Source organism: Microbacterium sp. SGAir0570 (genome assembly GCF_005491085.2).
Lineage (GTDB): Bacteria > Actinomycetota > Actinomycetes > Actinomycetales > Microbacteriaceae > Microbacterium > Microbacterium arborescens.
Window position 1 is genome coordinate 554,072 of record NZ_CP027929.1, and the last position, 15,047, is coordinate 569,118.

A 15,047-nucleotide genomic window follows, 5' to 3' on the forward strand; every position below is an offset into this window, starting at 1 on the left:
TCGTCGTCCTCAGCGCTCGATGTGATCCAGGTGCAGCATCCGGGCGAGGTTCTTGTCGAGCTCGTCGTCGCGGAAGATCTTCTTCCAGTCGTCCTTGATGATGCTCTCGCGACCGTAGTCCATCGCGATCAGGCACGCATCGCTGAACGGGTTGTCGCCGCGCAGGCCGTTCGCGAGGGCGACCTGCGTGTGGCCGTACAGGATGCTGCGGGCCGCGGCCTCGGGCACGCCCATCGTGTGGATCGCCTCGTCGAGCGCCTCGTTCAGGAGCGAGCCGATCATGCAGGCGACGGTCTCGACGAGGGTCGGCTCGAGCTGCGCGAGCTGCTTGATCGTCACCCAGTGCACGTCGATGACCGGTGCGTAGATCGCGCGAACGGTCTCTTCGACGATGCGCTGCTTCTCGGGGTCGTCCGACTCGATCGCGGCGATCGCGTCCTGCGGGGCCGCGATGCCGCCGAACGTGTCGGCCCACTCCTCCTTCGTGGTCCGCTCGAGGAAGACCGACGGGTGGCACGGGTGCGCGACAGCCTGGATGACGTCGTCGCGCGTCGTCAGCAGGCCCGCGTAGGCGGCGGCCGGGTCGAGCGTCAGCACGATGGCGCCCGGCTTGAGCTGGGGGACGAGATCGGCGGTCACCGGTCCCAGCGCGAGGTCGGGCACGGCGAGCACGACGATGTCGGCGTCGGCGACCGCGGCGGCGGCATCCGTCAGCTCGCGCCCGGCGGCGATCGTGCGCTCGCGCCCGGCCGGGGAGTTCTCGACGTAGAAGACGGTGTGATCGGTCTTGACGAGGTTGTTGGACACGCGCGTGCCCATCTTCCCGCCCGCTCCGACGACGGCGATCGTGTGGCTCATCAGGTGCTCCTCAGGTATTCCAGGGTGGCGCGGGTCCAGTCCCGCTCGGTTCGGACAGTGGTCTCGGCATCGCCCTGCCAGGGCAGCCAGTGCTCGACGATCTCGTTGACCTCGCGCTCGTCGACCCCGCGCTCGCGCGGCCTCACGGTCTCGAGCAGATGGGGGTAGTCGTGCAGGCCCTCGCCCATGCGGACCCCGGTGAACGTGAAGCCGACCCAGCCGGGCTGCCGGGCGAAGGCGAAGTCCTTCACGTGGATGTTCGTGACGTAGGGCGCGGCGAGCTCGACGGTCTCGCGCGGCAGCTCCAGGCGCGCGACGACGTTGGCCGGGTCGAGGCACACCCCGAGGGCGGGGCTGTCGATGGCCGCGATGAGCCGCGTGAGATCTGCGGTCGACACCTGCTCGTAGGTCTCCAGAGCGAGGGAGACCCCGGCTGCCTCGTACGCGGGCAGGATGCCGCGCAGCCACGCCTCGGCCTCGGCCAGCGTCGGGCGGGAGTCGGGGGCGTAGATCATGCTGCGCACGAGCCGCGCGTCGAAGACCGCGGCGAGCTCGAGGAAGCGGGTCAGACGCTCGGGGGCGACCCCCTTCGTGCCGACCTCGATCGTCAGGCCGAGGTCACGGGCCGCGGCGGCCGCATCGCGCAGCTCGATACCGTCCATGAGCTCCAGCGGCGCGTAATCGCAGATCTGGAACAGGTGGACGCCGAGCTCGCGGGTGCGCTCGAACGCGCCGACGAGCGAGAGGGGCTGGGGTGCACGGTCGGAGTGCTCCCACAGAAAGGCATAGGTGCCGAGGCCGATCACGACGTCGCTCCGTTCTGCGTGCTGCGGGCTGCCGCGAGCTCGGCGGCTTCATCGATGACGCGGCCGAAGGCGGCGGCGTCGTGCGCGAAGCGCCCGAGGAAGAGGCCGTCGACGGCGCCCTCGAGCCGCGCGAGCAGGCCGGGTCCGGCCGAGCCGCCGTAGATGACGCTCGATCCGGCGCGCTCCGGATCGGCGTCGAGCGCTGCCCGCAGCGCGCGGCTCACGGTGACGATGTGCGCTGTGGGTGCGGGCTCGGGGGCGCCGATCGCCCACACCGGCTCGTACGCCACGACGACCCGGCCGGCGGGAGCCCCCGTGAGATCCGCGTGCAGCTGCGCGACGGCCGTGCGTGCCGCGGACTCGGCATCCGTCCGTTCCGGCTCTCCGATGCAGAGCACGGGGGTGACGCCGTGTCGCAGGGCCGCCGCTGCCTTGGCCGCCGTGATCTCGTCGGTCTCGCCGAACAGGCGCCGGCGTTCGGCGTGGCCGATCTCGGCGAACGCGCCGCCCGACTCCGCGACCTCCGCCGCGGTGATCTCGCCGGTGTAGGCGCCGGGTTCGTACGCCGAGACGTCCTGCACCCCCACGCGGACGCCGGCGGGCGCGAGGTAGTCGCGCGCATCGTCGAACTGCAGGTAGGTGGGGATGACGAAGACCTCGACGGCGCCGCTGCGCACGGCCTCGCGCTCGCTCACGGCGGCGGCGACCTCGCCGAACCACACGCGGGCGGCGCGTCGGCCGAAGTACGCCTTGAGGCTCACCCCGACGGTCATGGGCGTCATCAGCAGGATCCGGTGCTCTCGTACCGGTCGATGACGGCCACCTTCTCGGCCGAGGCGGAGGACGTGTCGAAGCGGTAGGTCAGCCACTCGCGGACGAGGCGACGCGCGAGCTCGATGCCCACGACCCGCTGGCCCATCGTCAGCACCTGCGCGTTGTTGGAGAGCACCCCGCGCTCGACCGAGAACGAGTCGTGCGCCGTGACGGCACGGATGCCGGCGACCTTGTTGGCTGCGATCGCGACACCGAGCCCGGTGCCGCAGATGAGCAGGGCGCGGTCGGCCTCGCCGCGCGCGACCCGCTCGGCGGCCTCGATCGCGACGGTCGGGTAGGGGGTGTGGCCGTCGGCGCCGACGCCCACGTCGATGACCGACGCGACGCCGGCGCTGGCCTCGAGGTCGCGCTTGAGCACCTCTTTGTAGTCGAAGCCGGCGTCGTCGCAGCCGATGACGATGCGGAGCGGTTCGGTCATGACGGGGTCCTCTCGTGGTGGGTGAGCACGTCGCCGACGGCGGTGACGATGAGCGCGAGGGAGTGCGCGCCCGGGTCGGGGGTGCCGACGCTGTGCTGGCCGTGGGTGCGCGCCCGGCCCATGCGGGGGAGCAGCGCGGCGGTCGCGGCAGCGGCGGCCGACGCGGCGGATGCCGCCGAGCGCCAGGCCTCGGCCAGCGTCGCGCCGCCCGCGACCGCGGTCGTGAGCTGCGCGCTGAAGGGAACGAGGGCGTCGACCATCGTCTTGTCGCCGAGCTCCGCCTTGCCGTACGACATCACCCCGCGGGTCGCGGCAGCGACACCTGCGGCCACCCCGGCGGCATCCGGCCGTCCCGTGTCGCCGAGCGCGCTCGCGACCGAGGTGAGGATGACGCCCCACAGGGCCCCGGACGTGCCGCCGGCGCGGTCGGACCAGGCATCGGCGGCGCGGGCGAGCGTCGTGGCGGCGCCGGCCCCGGCGGCCGCGCTCTCGTGGGCGGCAGCGCGGGCGGCGTGCGAGCCTCGCTGCATCCCGATGCCGTGGTCGCCGTCGCCCGCGATCGCATCCATCCGTCCCAGCTCGTCGACGTGGGTGTCGACCGTGCGGGCGACCGTGTCGACCACCTCGACGACCACGCGGGCGACGGACTGCGAGTCGGTGTCGCCGGGGACGATGGCGGTGGCGGCTTCACCGCCATCTGCGTCGGCGCCGGCGGTCGTCGCCGTGTACCGACCGGAGGCCTCGGGCGCGACGGAACCGCGGCGATAGGCCGGGGTGTCGACGGGGGTCTCCCACAGTTCGGCGAGCTCGTCGTCGAGCCAGAACAGCGTGAGCGAGGTGCCCGCCATGTCGAAGCTCGTGCAGTATTCGCCCACGTGCGGGTCGATGACCTCGAGGCCCGCGTCGGCGAGCAGCTGGGCGATGCGCCGGTAGACGACGAACATCTCCTCGTGCTTGAGCGAGCCCAGGCCGTTGAGGATGGGCACGACGCGTCCGTCCGCGCCGACGGGGCGTTCGGCGAGCAGCCGCGACACGAGCAGCTCGGCCAGCCCGTCGGCGGTCGGCACCTCGGCCTCGTCGATGCCCGGCTCGCCGTGGATGCCCAGTCCGATCGCCATGCGCCCCTCGGCAACGCTGAACAGAGGTGCGGGGGCGCCCGGAAGCGTGCATCCCGAGAACGCGACGCCGAACGAGCGCGTCCGGTCGTTCGCGAGGCGCGCCACGCGCGCGGCGTCCGCGAGGTCGTAACCGGCGGATGCCGCGCCCGCGGCGGAACGGAAGACCGTGAGGTCTCCCGCGATCCCGCGCCGCCGGTGGATCTCGTCAGCCGATGCGCTGGCGATGTCGTCGGTGACGGCGACCGTCTCGCACGCGATGCCTTCGGCGCGCAGCCGCTCCTGCGCCGCGTCGAAGTTCAGCACGTCGCCGGCGTAGTTGCCGTACGAGAACAGCACCCCGCCGCCGCCGTGAGCTGCGCGGGCGACGGCGTGGATCTGCTGCGTCGAGGGGGAGGCGAAGAGGTTGCCCATCGCGGCGCCGTCGGCCAGGCCTGCCCCGACGAGCCCGCCGAAGGCCGGGTAGTGGCCCGATCCGCCGCCGACGACGACGGCCACCCGGCCCGCGGGCGCGGGCGTGGTGCGGACCACGCCTCCCGAGACGCGTCGGACGTAGCGCGCGTTGGCCGCGACGAAGCCGTCGATCATCTCGTCGGCGAAGTCGGCCGGGTCGTTCCACAGGCGGGTCATCGTGTCGCGGGCCCGTTCTGCGTCGCGGCGGCCGTCAGGCCTGTTCGCGGGACGGCCGCGGGAGCCATCCGGTCGCCGCGCGCGAGCAGCACCATCAGCACGGCCGAGACGAGCATCATCACTCCGACGATGACCATCGGCACCTCGTAGCCCCCGGTCCAGTCGCGGACGGCGCCGGTGATGTAGGGCGCGCTGAAGCCGGCGAGGTTTCCGACGGTGTTGATCAGCGCGACGCCGGCGGCGGCCGCGGCTCCCGTGAGGAAGCGGGTGGGCAGGGTCCAGAAGTTCGGCAGGGCGGCGAAGATCGCACACGCGGTGACCGTGATGACGGCGATCGTCGCGGCGGGCGAGCCGGCGAAGAGCGCGAGCGGGATCGATACGGCCCCGGCCACGGCGGGCACCGCGATGTGCCAGGTCTTCATGCCGCGGCGGTGGGCGTCGCGCGACCACAGGACCATGACGATCGCCGCGGGCAGGTACGGGATCGCGGTGATCAGGCCCTTCTGGAAGACGTCGAAGGTCTGGCCCGTCTGCTCCTGGAAGCCCTCGATGATCGTCGGGAGGAAGAACGCCAGCGCGTAGAGGCCGTAGATGAAGCCGAAGTAGATGAACGACAGCGCCCACACGCGTCCGCTGCCGAAGGCGAACCGTGCCGAGACGTGCTTCTCGCGTGCCTCGGTCGCCGACCGCTCGGCCGCGAGGGCTCCGGTGAGCCAGGTCTTCTCGTCGGTCGTCAGCCACGCGGCATCCGCGGGGGAGTCCTTCAGGTAGAACCAGGCCACGACGCCGACGACGACGGCGGGGATCGCGACGCCGAGGAACATGAACCGCCATCCCTCGAGCCCGAAGAAGACGCCGTGCTGCTGGATCAGGGCTCCGGCCAGCGGCGCTCCGATCACGGTGGTGAGGGGCTGGGCCAGGTAGAAGAGCATGAGGATGCGGCCGCGGTAGCGCGAGGGCACCCAGAGGCTCAGGAACAGGATCGCGCCGGGGAAGAACCCGGCCTCGGCGACACCGAGGAGGAAGCGCAGGACGACGAGCTGCTCGAAGTTCTGCACCCAGGTGAACAGCACGGCGACGATGCCCCAGCTGACCATGATGCGCGCGAGCCACTTGCGGGCGCCGAAGCGGTGCAGGGCGAGGTTGGAGGGCACCTCGAGCAGGATGTAGCCGATGAAGAACACCCCCGAGGCGAACCCGAACTGCGCGGCGCTCAGGGCGAGGTCGTCGTTCATGCCGTTCGGGGCGGCGAAGCCGATCGCGGTGCGGTCGAGGTAGTTGATGAAGAACATCAACGCCACGAAGGGCACGAGGCGGATCGCGACCTTGCGGATCGCGGAACGGGCTACGGGGGATTCCGTTTCGGAAGAGGTGTCCACGCTGACTTCCCATCGTCGGTTGCGCGATGGGTTGCCTCATCGCTCGGCTAGTTTGGCAAACCGGTTGACCAATTGCAACCCGAGGGACGCCGGGTAGGTTTGTCGTCATGCCCGCCTATCGCTCCGACGGATCGCCCGACCTCGCGGCATCCCTCGCGGCGCTCCCGGCGCGCACCCCCGTCTCGGAGGTGGCTCGGCGCCTGCTCGACCTGTTCACGTCGGGCGAGGTCGCCCCGGGAACGCGGCTGCCTCCGGAGCGACAGCTCGCCGCGACGCTCGAAGTCGGCCGATCGGCCGTGCGCGAGGCGCTCGCCGCCCTCGAGATCCTCGGCATCGTCGACGTGCGCCCCGGCTCGGGCACGTACCTGCGCGGTGCGGCGAGCGAGCTGCTGCCGCAGACGCTGCGGTGGGGGCTGCTCATCGGAGAGCGGAACACGCACGAGCTGATCGAGCTGCGATCGGGACTGGAGATCTACGTCGCCCGCCTCGCCGCCGCGGCGGACGGTTCGGGCGACCTCGAGGCTCACGTCGAGCGGATGCGGTCGACGCTCGGCGACCTCGGCGCGTTCGCCCGCGCCGACCTGGCGTTCCACCACGAGCTGGCCCGCATCGCCGGCAACGCGATGCTGATCGATCTGCTCCACGTCGTGCGGTCGCTGCTGCAGGTCTACGCCGACCGTGCGGTGCACGACGACGAGCAGGCCCGCCGCGCCCTCGCCGAGCACGAGGAGATCGCCCGGGCCGTCGCCGCCGGCGACGAGGATGCCGCGGCCTCGGCCATGGCCACCCACATGGCCACCGCCGCCCGCCGCATCGCCCCCTGACCGGCCGCTCACAGAACCGCGAGGTCCCACTTCGGCCGATTATCCGGGTCCCATACCCGGCCGAACGGGGACCTCGAGGTGGGTGCCCGCGCGGGGGGCGGGGTCAGTCGGAGAGACGGGTGAGGCGGATGGCCATGTAGGGGCGGCCGGGAAGCTCGACGCGCAGCTGGCCGCGATGCTCGCCCGGCACCGGCTCGACGGTCATGTTCCAGGTGTCGACGACCTCGACCCGCCAGGCGCCCTCCTCGAGGATGACGTTGCGGAACCGTGGGCGGTTGAATCCGAAGTAGCCGATCTTCACGGCTCCCGCGACCCCGCCCCACGGCACGTCCCAGTCGCTCGGCAGGGGGTCCCACACCCCGGTCGGCGACTCGGACTGGAGGCGCTCCAGGAACGCGATGCGCTCGGGGGACGACCCGTGCAGCTCGCCGCCCTTCGACCACCAGAGGATCTCGTCATCGCGGCCGTGCGCGGGCGGGTAGTAGGTCTCGCCATGGCCGACGTAGCCGCCGCGCACCGCGCCCTCCCAGAATCTCCGCGTCATCTCCTCGCCGGTGATGTTGCCCCAGCCCTGGTCGATGTCGCCCTCGTAGGCGCACTCGTCGATGACGACGGGCTTTCCCCACTGCTCGCGCCACTGATCGGTGTTCTCGGCCGTGCGGTAGACGTCGACCCGCTGGATGCTGACGTGGGTGATCCAGGGCTTGTCGTAGTCGTAGACCGGTCGGCAGTTGTGGATCGAGTTGAGGTGACCGAACGCGTCCTCTTCGCCGACGACGGCGGCGAGCCGCTCCCAGTCGTCGAGGTCCTTCGACCACAGCAGGTCGTACTCGTTGGCCATCGACCACCACACGTTCGCATAGCCCGACAGGCGTCGCACGACGTAACGCAGGTAGCGCTCGTCGACGGCCGGTCCGAGGTCGGCGAAACCCCATCGGTCGTAGGCGTGGAAGAGGATGACGTCGGCCTCGATGCCGAGCTCGCCGAGCTGGGCGATCCGCCTCTCGAGGCGGCGGAAGTGCGCGGGGTCGAAGCGCTCGAGGTCGAAACCGTCCGAGAGGCTGCCGACGAAGGGGAAGTCGGCCGGCTCGTCGCTGTTGTACAGGTACGACTTCGGGAAGACGCACATGCGGAGCTTCGCGAAGGATGCCGCAGCGAGGGTCGACAGCGTCTGCTCCTGCAGCTCGTCGGGCTGGTGCGTCCAGGCGTACGCCGTCGTCCCGAGCGGACGGTGTCTCGTGCCGTCGGCGTGCCGGAAGTGGAAGCCGTCGACGCGAACCGGTCCGTGCGAGCCCGCGCGTGCCGTGACGACCTCGAGAGCGCCGGTGATGCCGTCGAGCGACCGCGCCGTCGACCGGGTGCGGAAGGTCCAGGCGCCGAGAGCGTCGGCGAGGGCGCGGATGACGTAGACGCCGTCGCCGTCGTAGAAGCCGCCGACCCGCACCTCGGCGCCGTCCCTCTCGAAGATCGCGTCGAGCTCGACGTCGACGAAGGGGTTGCCGTGGGCGGGGCCGGTGATGCGGATCTCGATCGGGTCCCACAGGGCGGCGCTCGCCGGTACGTCGAGCGCAGCCGACCCGCGCGCGACGTCGTCGCCCTCGTATGCGGGATCGGGCTCGAGCGCCGGCGCGTACGGCGGTCGGGGCGCGCCGCTGCCGACCTCGGCGAGAGCCGCGAAGAAGCGCTCGCGCTCGGCGAGGTCCTCGAGCGCCGGCACGATCGCGACGAGCTGGCCGAGACGACCGCCCCGGAACTGGGTCGCCATCGGCGAGGCGGCGACCCCGGGCATGTACCGCTCGAGGATGGCGCGCGCGGCGGGGTCGTCGAGGGCTTCGCCGAAGGTCGTGGCGCGGTCGAACATTCATGCCTCCTGGGCGGGAACGGGATCGGGAGGGTCGGGCGGGTCGGGCCGGGTCGGGGTCGGGGCGTGGCGTTGCTCAGCGCGCGGTGGCCTCGCGGATGGCGGAGTCGACCGCCGTGAGGAGGTCGGGCGGGCTGAACATGAGGACCGAGCTCACCGTGCGGCCGGCGCCCCAGCGGGTCTCGTCGCGGACGGCCGGCACCCGGTCGGGGGCGTGCTGCTCGAGCGCGCCGAGCAGCGCGCCGTACGCCCGCGGGTCGTCGATCACGTCGGCGAGCGAAGCGCTCAAGCCGTCGAGCGGCGGGAGCGCCGGTGCGCTCTCAGCTGCGAAACGCCACTCGTGCGTTCCCGAACCGACCTCGGCGCTCAGGCCGCGCAGCCCCGGCAGGTCGACGTCGGCGCGGGTGCTCGGCGGCACGGTCGCCGTCACGACGATCTCCCCGCCGTCGCGGCGCCAGGCCACGCTCGCCTCGCCGTACGGCGTGAGGTGGCGCGCCGAGGCGTGGTCGAGCGAGCGCAGCGGGCGGGGAGCGACCCGGATCCGCCGATAGCCCGGGGCTGCCGGGGCGAGCCCCGCGACCGTGCGGTGCAGCCAGTCGGCGACCGCGCCGAGGGCGTAGTGGTTGAACGACGTCATCTCGCCCGGGTTCACGCCTCCGTCGGGCAGCAGTGAGTCCCAGCGTTCCCAGACGGTCGTCGCGCCCTGCGTGACCGGGTACAGCCACGACGGGCACTCCGTCTGCGTGAGGAGGCGCTCCGCGGCATCCAGCCGTCCTCCCTCGGCGAGGGCGTCCGCCACGAGCGGCGTGCCGACGAATCCGGTGCCGATGCGGTAGCCGCCCTCGCGGACGAGGTCGGCCAGCCGGGAGGCGAGGGCCGCGCGCACCGGCGGGTCGACGACGAGGTCGAACTCGAGCGCCAGGGCGTAGGCGGTCGGGGCATCGCTGACCATCCGGCCGGCGGGGGTGACGTACTCCGCGACGAAGGCCTTCCGGCTGCGCTCCGCGAGCGCTCCGTAGCGAGCGGCGTCCGCGTCGAACCCGAGCAGCCCGGCGGCGTCGGCGACCTGCCGCAGCGAGCGGGCGAAGTACGCGCTCGCGACGATGTCGGAGTCGACCTTCGCCTGGCCCGGCTTGTCGGGGGGAGCGGCGGGGTCGAGCCAGTCGCCCAGCTGCATGCGTCCGGCCCACAGCCCGCTGTCGCCTGCGTCGGCGGCCACCGCGTCGACCCACGAGCGCATGCTCGCGTACTGCGCGGCGACGACGTCGCGATCGCCGAAGCGCTCGTGCATCACGGTGGGCACGACCGTCGCGGCGTCGCCCCACGCGGCGGGGCTCACCCCGAACGCCCCGAAGCCCGTGAGGGCAGCGGGGACGACGACGGGCACCGAGCCGCCGCTGCGGCGCTGCTCGTGAGCGAGGTCGCGCAGCCACGACGTCAGGAAGCCGGCGCAGTCGTAGAGGAAGGATGCCGTCGGCGCGAAGACCTGCAGGTCGCCGGTCCAGCCCAGACGCTCATCGCGCTGCGGACAGTCGGTGGGGATCGAGAGGAAGTTTCCCCGCATGCCCCACACGACGTTCTCGTGCAGCCGGTCGATCAGCGGGTCGGACGAGGCGAACCATCCGGTGCGGGTCATGTCGGTGTGCAGGACGACGGCTTCGATGTCGGCGGGGTCGACGTCGGCACCGGTGATCTCGGCGTACCGGAACCCGAAGAAGGTGAAGCGCGACTCGAGGACGTCGTCGCCGCCCGAGAGGTCGAACGTCGCCGTCGCCGCTGCGTTGCGCAACGGACGCAGCGCGAGCTCGCCGTCCTCGAGCACCTCGGCGTGGCGGATGACGACGCGCTGACCGGCCCGGCCGCGCACGCGCAGCCGCAGCCGCCCGACGAGGTTCTGGCCGAAGTCGAGGATGCGCCCGCCCGACGGCGTGGTGAGCACCTCGGACACCGCAAGCGCCTGAGTGCGGCGAACGGGCGGGGCGATGCGAGCCTCCGGCGTCGGCACGTTCTCGTAACCGGGACGTGCCGACGCGCCGACCCGCGCCGGCGAGAACGCGGTCGCCGTGCGTGCGAGATCCTGGTGCTCGCCCGCGTAGATGCCGGAGTCGACGACGGGTCCGTCGCCCGCGGCCTCCCATCCCGCGCCGGTCGCGGCGAGGGTCTCGGCGGAGCCGTCGTCATAGGTCACCCGCAGCTGCGCGAGGAACGACGGCTGGTCGCCGTACAACCGATCGGCGAACGCGAAGAAGCCGTACTTCTCGGTGTACCAGGCGCCCGCGAGGGTCGCGGTCAGCTCGTTCTCGCCGTCGCGGACGAGATCGGTGACATCGACGGTCTCGTGCACGAGACGATCGCGGTAGGCGGTCCAGCCCGGGGCGAGCACCTCGTCCGAGACGGCGACGCCGTTGATCTCGGGCTCTGCCGACCCGAGCGCCGTCCAGAAGAGGATCGCGCGGGCGACGGGCCGGGGCGGCCGGAACCGGGTGCGGACGACGGTGGGCTGGGCGGGACGCTGCGGGGCGGCCAACCCGACGGGCTCGGCGACCCACTCGTCGTCGGCGAGGAAGGCCGCGGTGACGACGAGGTCGTCGCTCCAGGGGGTCATCGTGCCCGAGGCGCCCTCGACGCGGATGCGCACGCGCCTCGCCTCCCCGGGCGCGAGCGGGGCGAACGGCCACGTCACGAGCGCGCTCTCGTCGTGCTCGAGGGCGACCGCACCCGAACCGTCGTCGATCTCGGCGCGTCGCTGCATCCAGTCGGACTCGTCCGTCCGGACGGTCCAGCTCAGCCGCGGTGTCGGGGTGGCGACGAAAGCGGTGTCGTCGCGCAGCTCGGCACGCAGCGTCGCGGTCGCGGCGGTCATGCGTCGCCCAGGATGCGGCCGAGCCGAGCGGCCAGCGCCACGGCGCGCGGATCGGCGCCGCCGGGCCAGGGGCCGCGGGCGATCGTCCAGGCGAAGGCGAGCCCCGTCTCGGGGTCCACGCACGCGAGCGCGCCGGCGGCTCCGTCGTGCCCGAACGCGCGCGGGCCGCCGAACGCGAGCTGCTGCGAGGGTTTCTGGAAGACGATGGCGTGTGCGCGGTCGTGCTGGTGGAGCACTTCGTCGTAGCCGCGGACCTGCTGCTGGCCGATCGCGGCGACCGTGTCGGCGCCGAGCACCGGTGCGGCACCGTCGACCCCGGTGACCATGGCCGCGAACAGGCGCGCCAGCCCGCGGGCCGACCCGGTACCGCTGCCGGCCGGATGCCCGTAGCGCCAGCTGCGCGGGGAGTTGGCGAGGTCGAGGCCGCCCGCCGGGGGCGCGAACACCCGTGGCCCGAGCGCGGACGAGGGTCGTTCGGCCGTGTCGGAGACGGGCCGGATCATCGGCAGAACATCGACGCGGCGGTGCTCGAGGTCGGCGGGGAGCCCGAGGTGGAAGTCGATCGCGTGCGGCGCGCGGATCTCGGTCTCGTAGAACTCGTGGAGCGTGCGGCCGGTCACGCGGTACACGAGCTCGTCGCCGAGGCTGCCGATCGTGATGGCGTGGTAGCCGAAGGCGCTGCCGGGGTGCCAGAACGGCGTCGCGTCGGCCAGCCGCGCGGCGGCGGCGTGGTGGTCGAGCAGCTCGTCCCACGTGAGGGGATCGTCGGTCTGGGGGAGGCCGGCCTGATGTGACAGCAGCTGACGGACGGTCACGGCCCCCTTGCCCTTCGCGGCGAACTCGGGCCAGTAGTGCGCGACGCGCTCATCGAGGTCGATCTCGCCGCGTTCGACGAGCAGGCCGACGGAGAGCCCGATCGTGTTCTTGGTGACCGAGTACGGCACGATGACGGACTCGCCGTTCAGGTGCGGACCGCCCCACGCGTCGAGCACCGTGCGGCCGCGGTGGATCGCCGCGACCTGGAACGACAGGTCGGGATCGGCGGTGAGCAGCCCCTCGAGCTCGGTCACCACCTCGGTCAGGCGATCGTCGGCCCGCCCGTGCAGGACGCCGGTCAGCTCGGTCGTCGGCTCAGTGGTCATGCGGGAACCTCCCACTCGGCGGTGAGCGGGAGTTCGGCCACCGATGCTCCCGTCTGCAGGGTATAGGCGCCGGGCTCGACGACCCAGGCGCCGTCCCAGTGCGCGAGGCGACGCGGGTCGACCGCGATGTCGACCGACACCGTCTGTCCGGCCTCGGCGCGCACGACGGCGAATTCGACGAGCCACCGCACCGGGCGGTCGACGGCGGAGCCGGGCCGCTCGGCGTAGACCTGCACGACCTGCTTGCCGGCGCGATCACCGGTGTTGGTGAGCGTCACCGTGAGCGTGTCGCCGTGGCGCTGCGCGGCATCCCATCGCCAGGTCGTATAGCCGAGCCCGTGTCCGAAGACGAAAGCGGGCTCGACGTCGTCTCGCAGCCAGGCCCGGTAGCCGACGTGGATGCCCTCGGCGTAGCGCAGCATGCCGTCCGAGGGGGTCACCTCGGTGACCGGGACGTCGGCCAGTGCGGCGGGCCAGGTCGTGGGGAGGCGGCCGCCGGGCTCCGCGGCGCCGGTGAGGATGTCGGCGAGGGCGTGGCCGAACTCCTGGCCGCCGAAGTAGCCCTGCAGCACCGCGGCGACGTCGCCGGCCCACGGCAGCACGACGGGGGATCCCGCGTTGACGATGACGATCGTCGGGGTTCCCGTCGCGGCGACGGCCCGCACGAGGTCGTCCTGGCGGCCGGGGAGGTCGAGGTCTGTCCGGTCGTAGCCCTCGGACTCGACCTTGGAGTTCGTGCCCACGACGACGACCGCGATCTCGGCCGCGGCGGCGGCGTCGACCGCGCGGGCGATCAGCTCGTCGGGATCGGTGCGCTCGGGGGCGATGCCGAGGGTGGCGGAGAACGCGCCGGCGATCGCGCCGTCCCCCGCCCGCGCGAACTCCACCCGGATGTCGACGGGCGTACCGGTCGTCACGGTCACCGGCGCGGTGAGCGAAGGCGGGTTGAGGAACGCGGCGCCGAGGTCGGTGCCCGTCAGCACGGGGGCGTCGTCGAGACGCAGCTCGCCGTCGACGAAGAGGCGGCCCGGGTTCGCCCCGGCGAAGCCGAGCTCGATCTCGCCGGACTCGGCCGGGGTGAGCCGTGTCTCGTAGACGATCGTCGCGCTCTCGCCGATGGGGGCGTCGCCGCCGAACCACACGAGGGCGGTCGAGCGGCGGTCCTCGGCGAAGATCTCGCCGCCGGCGGCGTCGAGGAAGCTCACGCGCATGCCGGGCTCTCCGGTCATGGGGTTCGTCAGCTGCGACAGCGGCAGCTCGGCGACGCCCTCCTGCACGACGGCGCCGATCTCGAAGCGCACCTCGGCACCGGGCAGGGCTTCGCGCAGAGCGTCGAGCGGCGACACCACCCGCGCGGGCACGACCGTCGCCGACCCGCCACCCTGCGTCCGGGCGTCGCGGGCGTTCTGGCCGACGACCGCGACGCGGCGAAGCGGCGTGGCGTCGAGGGGCAGGAGGCCGTCGTTGCGCAGCAGCACGGTTCCGGCGACCGCCGCCTCCCGCGCGAACGCGACGCCGTCGACCGGGGCCGTCTCGCTCGGCGCGCTGTCGCCCAGGGCGCCGACCCGCTCGGCGAGCAGCAGGATGCGCAGCACCTTGCGGTCGAGGTCGGTCTCGTCGACGCGCCCGTCGCGCACGGCGGCGACGAGGTCGGCGTACGCCGGCGCCGGTCCCGGCATGGCGAGGTCCTGTGCCGCGGGCACGGCGCCGAGGGATCGCACCGCGGTCCAGTCGCTGATGACGACGCCGTCGAAGCCCCACTCGGTGTTCAGCGGCGTCTCGAGGAGGGCGTTCTCGGTCATCGTGACGCCGTCGACGGAGTTGTACGAGCTCATGAGGGCCCAGGCGCCGGCATCCGTGACCGTCCGTTCGAAGGGGGCGAGGTAGAGCTCGCGCAGGGCGCGCTCGTCCACCTGCACGTCGACGGTGAAGCGGTCGGTCTCGGAGTCGTTGGCGACGTAGTGCTTGGGCGTCGCGGCGACCCCGTTGTCCTGCAGGCCGCGCACGTAGGCGGCGCCGAGCTCGCCGGTGAGCTCGGGGTCCTCCGACAGGCACTCGAAGTGCCGTCCGCCGAGCGGGGTGCGGTGCAGGTTGATGGTGGGTCCGAGCACGACGTCGACGCCCTTGCGGCGGGCCTCGGATGCCGAGGCGGCGCCGTAGCGGTAGGCGAGGTCGGCGTCCCACGATGCCGCCAGCGCGGAGCCCGAGGGCAGGTTCAGCGAGGGATCGCGTTCGTCCCAGCGGGGGCCGCGCACACCCGCGGGTCCGTCCGAGAGGGTCATCGCCCGCAGCCCGATCGCCGGCAGCGGCACCGTCG

Annotated in this window: 11 protein-coding genes; 1 reads left to right on the top strand and 10 read right to left on the bottom strand. The window is 72.8% G+C overall.

The window, feature by feature from the left end; genetic code table 11:
* Positions 1-9 precede the first annotated feature (9 nt).
* Genes C1N74_RS02590 through C1N74_RS02615 form a run of 6 tightly spaced genes read right to left on the bottom strand, consistent with a single transcriptional unit; the run spans position 10 to position 6,040 of the window.
* Complete coding sequence (locus tag C1N74_RS02590) at positions 10-858, bottom strand: phosphogluconate dehydrogenase C-terminal domain-containing protein (protein ID WP_023952579.1); 849 nt, start codon at positions 856-858, stop codon at positions 10-12.
* Positions 858-1,664, bottom strand: coding sequence for a sugar phosphate isomerase/epimerase (locus tag C1N74_RS02595; RefSeq protein WP_137749902.1), 807 nt, complete (start codon positions 1,662-1,664; stop codon positions 858-860). Before C1N74_RS02595 ends, C1N74_RS02590 begins: the two co-directional genes overlap by 1 nt.
* Positions 1,661-2,446 (bottom strand): triose-phosphate isomerase family protein, encoded by a 786-nt coding sequence (locus C1N74_RS02600; protein ID WP_064956276.1) that lies wholly within the window; start codon positions 2,444-2,446, stop codon positions 1,661-1,663. The genes C1N74_RS02595 and C1N74_RS02600 overlap by 4 nt, the downstream gene beginning before the upstream one ends.
* The gene (locus C1N74_RS02605; protein WP_023952574.1) at positions 2,446-2,916 is read right to left on the bottom strand and encodes a ribose-5-phosphate isomerase; all 471 of its coding nucleotides are present in this window, start codon (positions 2,914-2,916) and stop codon (positions 2,446-2,448) included. Before C1N74_RS02605 ends, C1N74_RS02600 begins: the two co-directional genes overlap by 1 nt.
* Positions 2,913-4,661 (bottom strand): dihydroxyacetone kinase family protein, encoded by a 1,749-nt coding sequence (locus C1N74_RS02610; protein ID WP_137749903.1) that lies wholly within the window; start codon positions 4,659-4,661, stop codon positions 2,913-2,915. The genes C1N74_RS02605 and C1N74_RS02610 overlap by 4 nt, the downstream gene beginning before the upstream one ends.
* Positions 4,658-6,040, bottom strand: coding sequence for an MFS transporter (locus C1N74_RS02615; RefSeq protein WP_137749904.1), 1,383 nt, complete (start codon positions 6,038-6,040; stop codon positions 4,658-4,660). Before C1N74_RS02615 ends, C1N74_RS02610 begins: the two co-directional genes overlap by 4 nt.
* A gap of 107 nt (positions 6,041-6,147) precedes the next feature.
* Here C1N74_RS02615 and C1N74_RS02620 point away from each other — a divergent pair, with 107 nt between their 5' ends.
* Positions 6,148-6,864: a FadR/GntR family transcriptional regulator gene (locus C1N74_RS02620; RefSeq protein ID WP_071918557.1), complete on the top strand. Its 717-nt coding sequence runs from the start codon at positions 6,148-6,150 to the stop codon at positions 6,862-6,864.
* A 103-nt stretch (positions 6,865-6,967) separates the two neighbouring features.
* Here C1N74_RS02620 and C1N74_RS02625 read toward each other — a convergent pair whose 3' ends face one another.
* The 4 genes from C1N74_RS02625 to C1N74_RS02640 form a co-directional block, all read right to left on the bottom strand.
* Positions 6,968-8,725, bottom strand: coding sequence for a DUF5605 domain-containing protein (locus C1N74_RS02625; RefSeq protein ID WP_114598056.1), 1,758 nt, complete (start codon positions 8,723-8,725; stop codon positions 6,968-6,970).
* 76 nt (positions 8,726-8,801) lie between these two features.
* Entirely contained in the window at positions 8,802-11,588 is a 2,787-nt protein-coding gene (locus C1N74_RS02630; RefSeq protein WP_137749905.1) for an alpha-L-rhamnosidase, read from the bottom strand.
* Positions 11,585-12,730 (bottom strand): serine hydrolase domain-containing protein, encoded by a 1,146-nt coding sequence (locus tag C1N74_RS02635; protein WP_114598054.1) that lies wholly within the window; start codon positions 12,728-12,730, stop codon positions 11,585-11,587. The genes C1N74_RS02630 and C1N74_RS02635 overlap by 4 nt, the downstream gene beginning before the upstream one ends.
* Positions 12,727-15,012, bottom strand: coding sequence for a glycoside hydrolase family 3 protein (locus C1N74_RS02640; RefSeq protein ID WP_258318028.1), 2,286 nt, complete (start codon positions 15,010-15,012; stop codon positions 12,727-12,729). Before C1N74_RS02640 ends, C1N74_RS02635 begins: the two co-directional genes overlap by 4 nt.
* Positions 15,013-15,047: the final 35 nt, after the last annotated feature.

Excerpts from the sequence above, each read along its gene's own strand:
- C1N74_RS02590 (WP_023952579.1), bottom strand. The coding sequence starts at position 858 with ATGAGCCACACGATCGCCGTCGTCGGAGCGGGCGGGAAGATGGGCACG.
- C1N74_RS02600 (WP_064956276.1), bottom strand. The coding sequence starts at position 2,446 with ATGACGCCCATGACCGTCGGGGTGAGCCTCAAGGCGTACTTCGGCCGA.
- C1N74_RS02605 (WP_023952574.1), bottom strand. The coding sequence starts at position 2,916 with ATGACCGAACCGCTCCGCATCGTCATCGGCTGCGACGACGCCGGCTTC.
- C1N74_RS02610 (WP_137749903.1), bottom strand. The coding sequence starts at position 4,661 with ATGACCCGCCTGTGGAACGACCCGGCCGACTTCGCCGACGAGATGATC.
- C1N74_RS02620 (WP_071918557.1), top strand. The coding sequence starts at position 6,148 with ATGCCCGCCTATCGCTCCGACGGATCGCCCGACCTCGCGGCATCCCTC.
- C1N74_RS02625 (WP_114598056.1), bottom strand. The coding sequence starts at position 8,725 with ATGTTCGACCGCGCCACGACCTTCGGCGAAGCCCTCGACGACCCCGCC.
- C1N74_RS02630 (WP_137749905.1), bottom strand. The coding sequence starts at position 11,588 with ATGACCGCCGCGACCGCGACGCTGCGTGCCGAGCTGCGCGACGACACC.
- C1N74_RS02635 (WP_114598054.1), bottom strand. The coding sequence starts at position 12,730 with ATGACCACTGAGCCGACGACCGAGCTGACCGGCGTCCTGCACGGGCGG.
- C1N74_RS02640 (WP_258318028.1), bottom strand. The coding sequence starts at position 15,012 with ATGACCCTCTCGGACGGACCCGCGGGTGTGCGCGGCCCCCGCTGGGAC.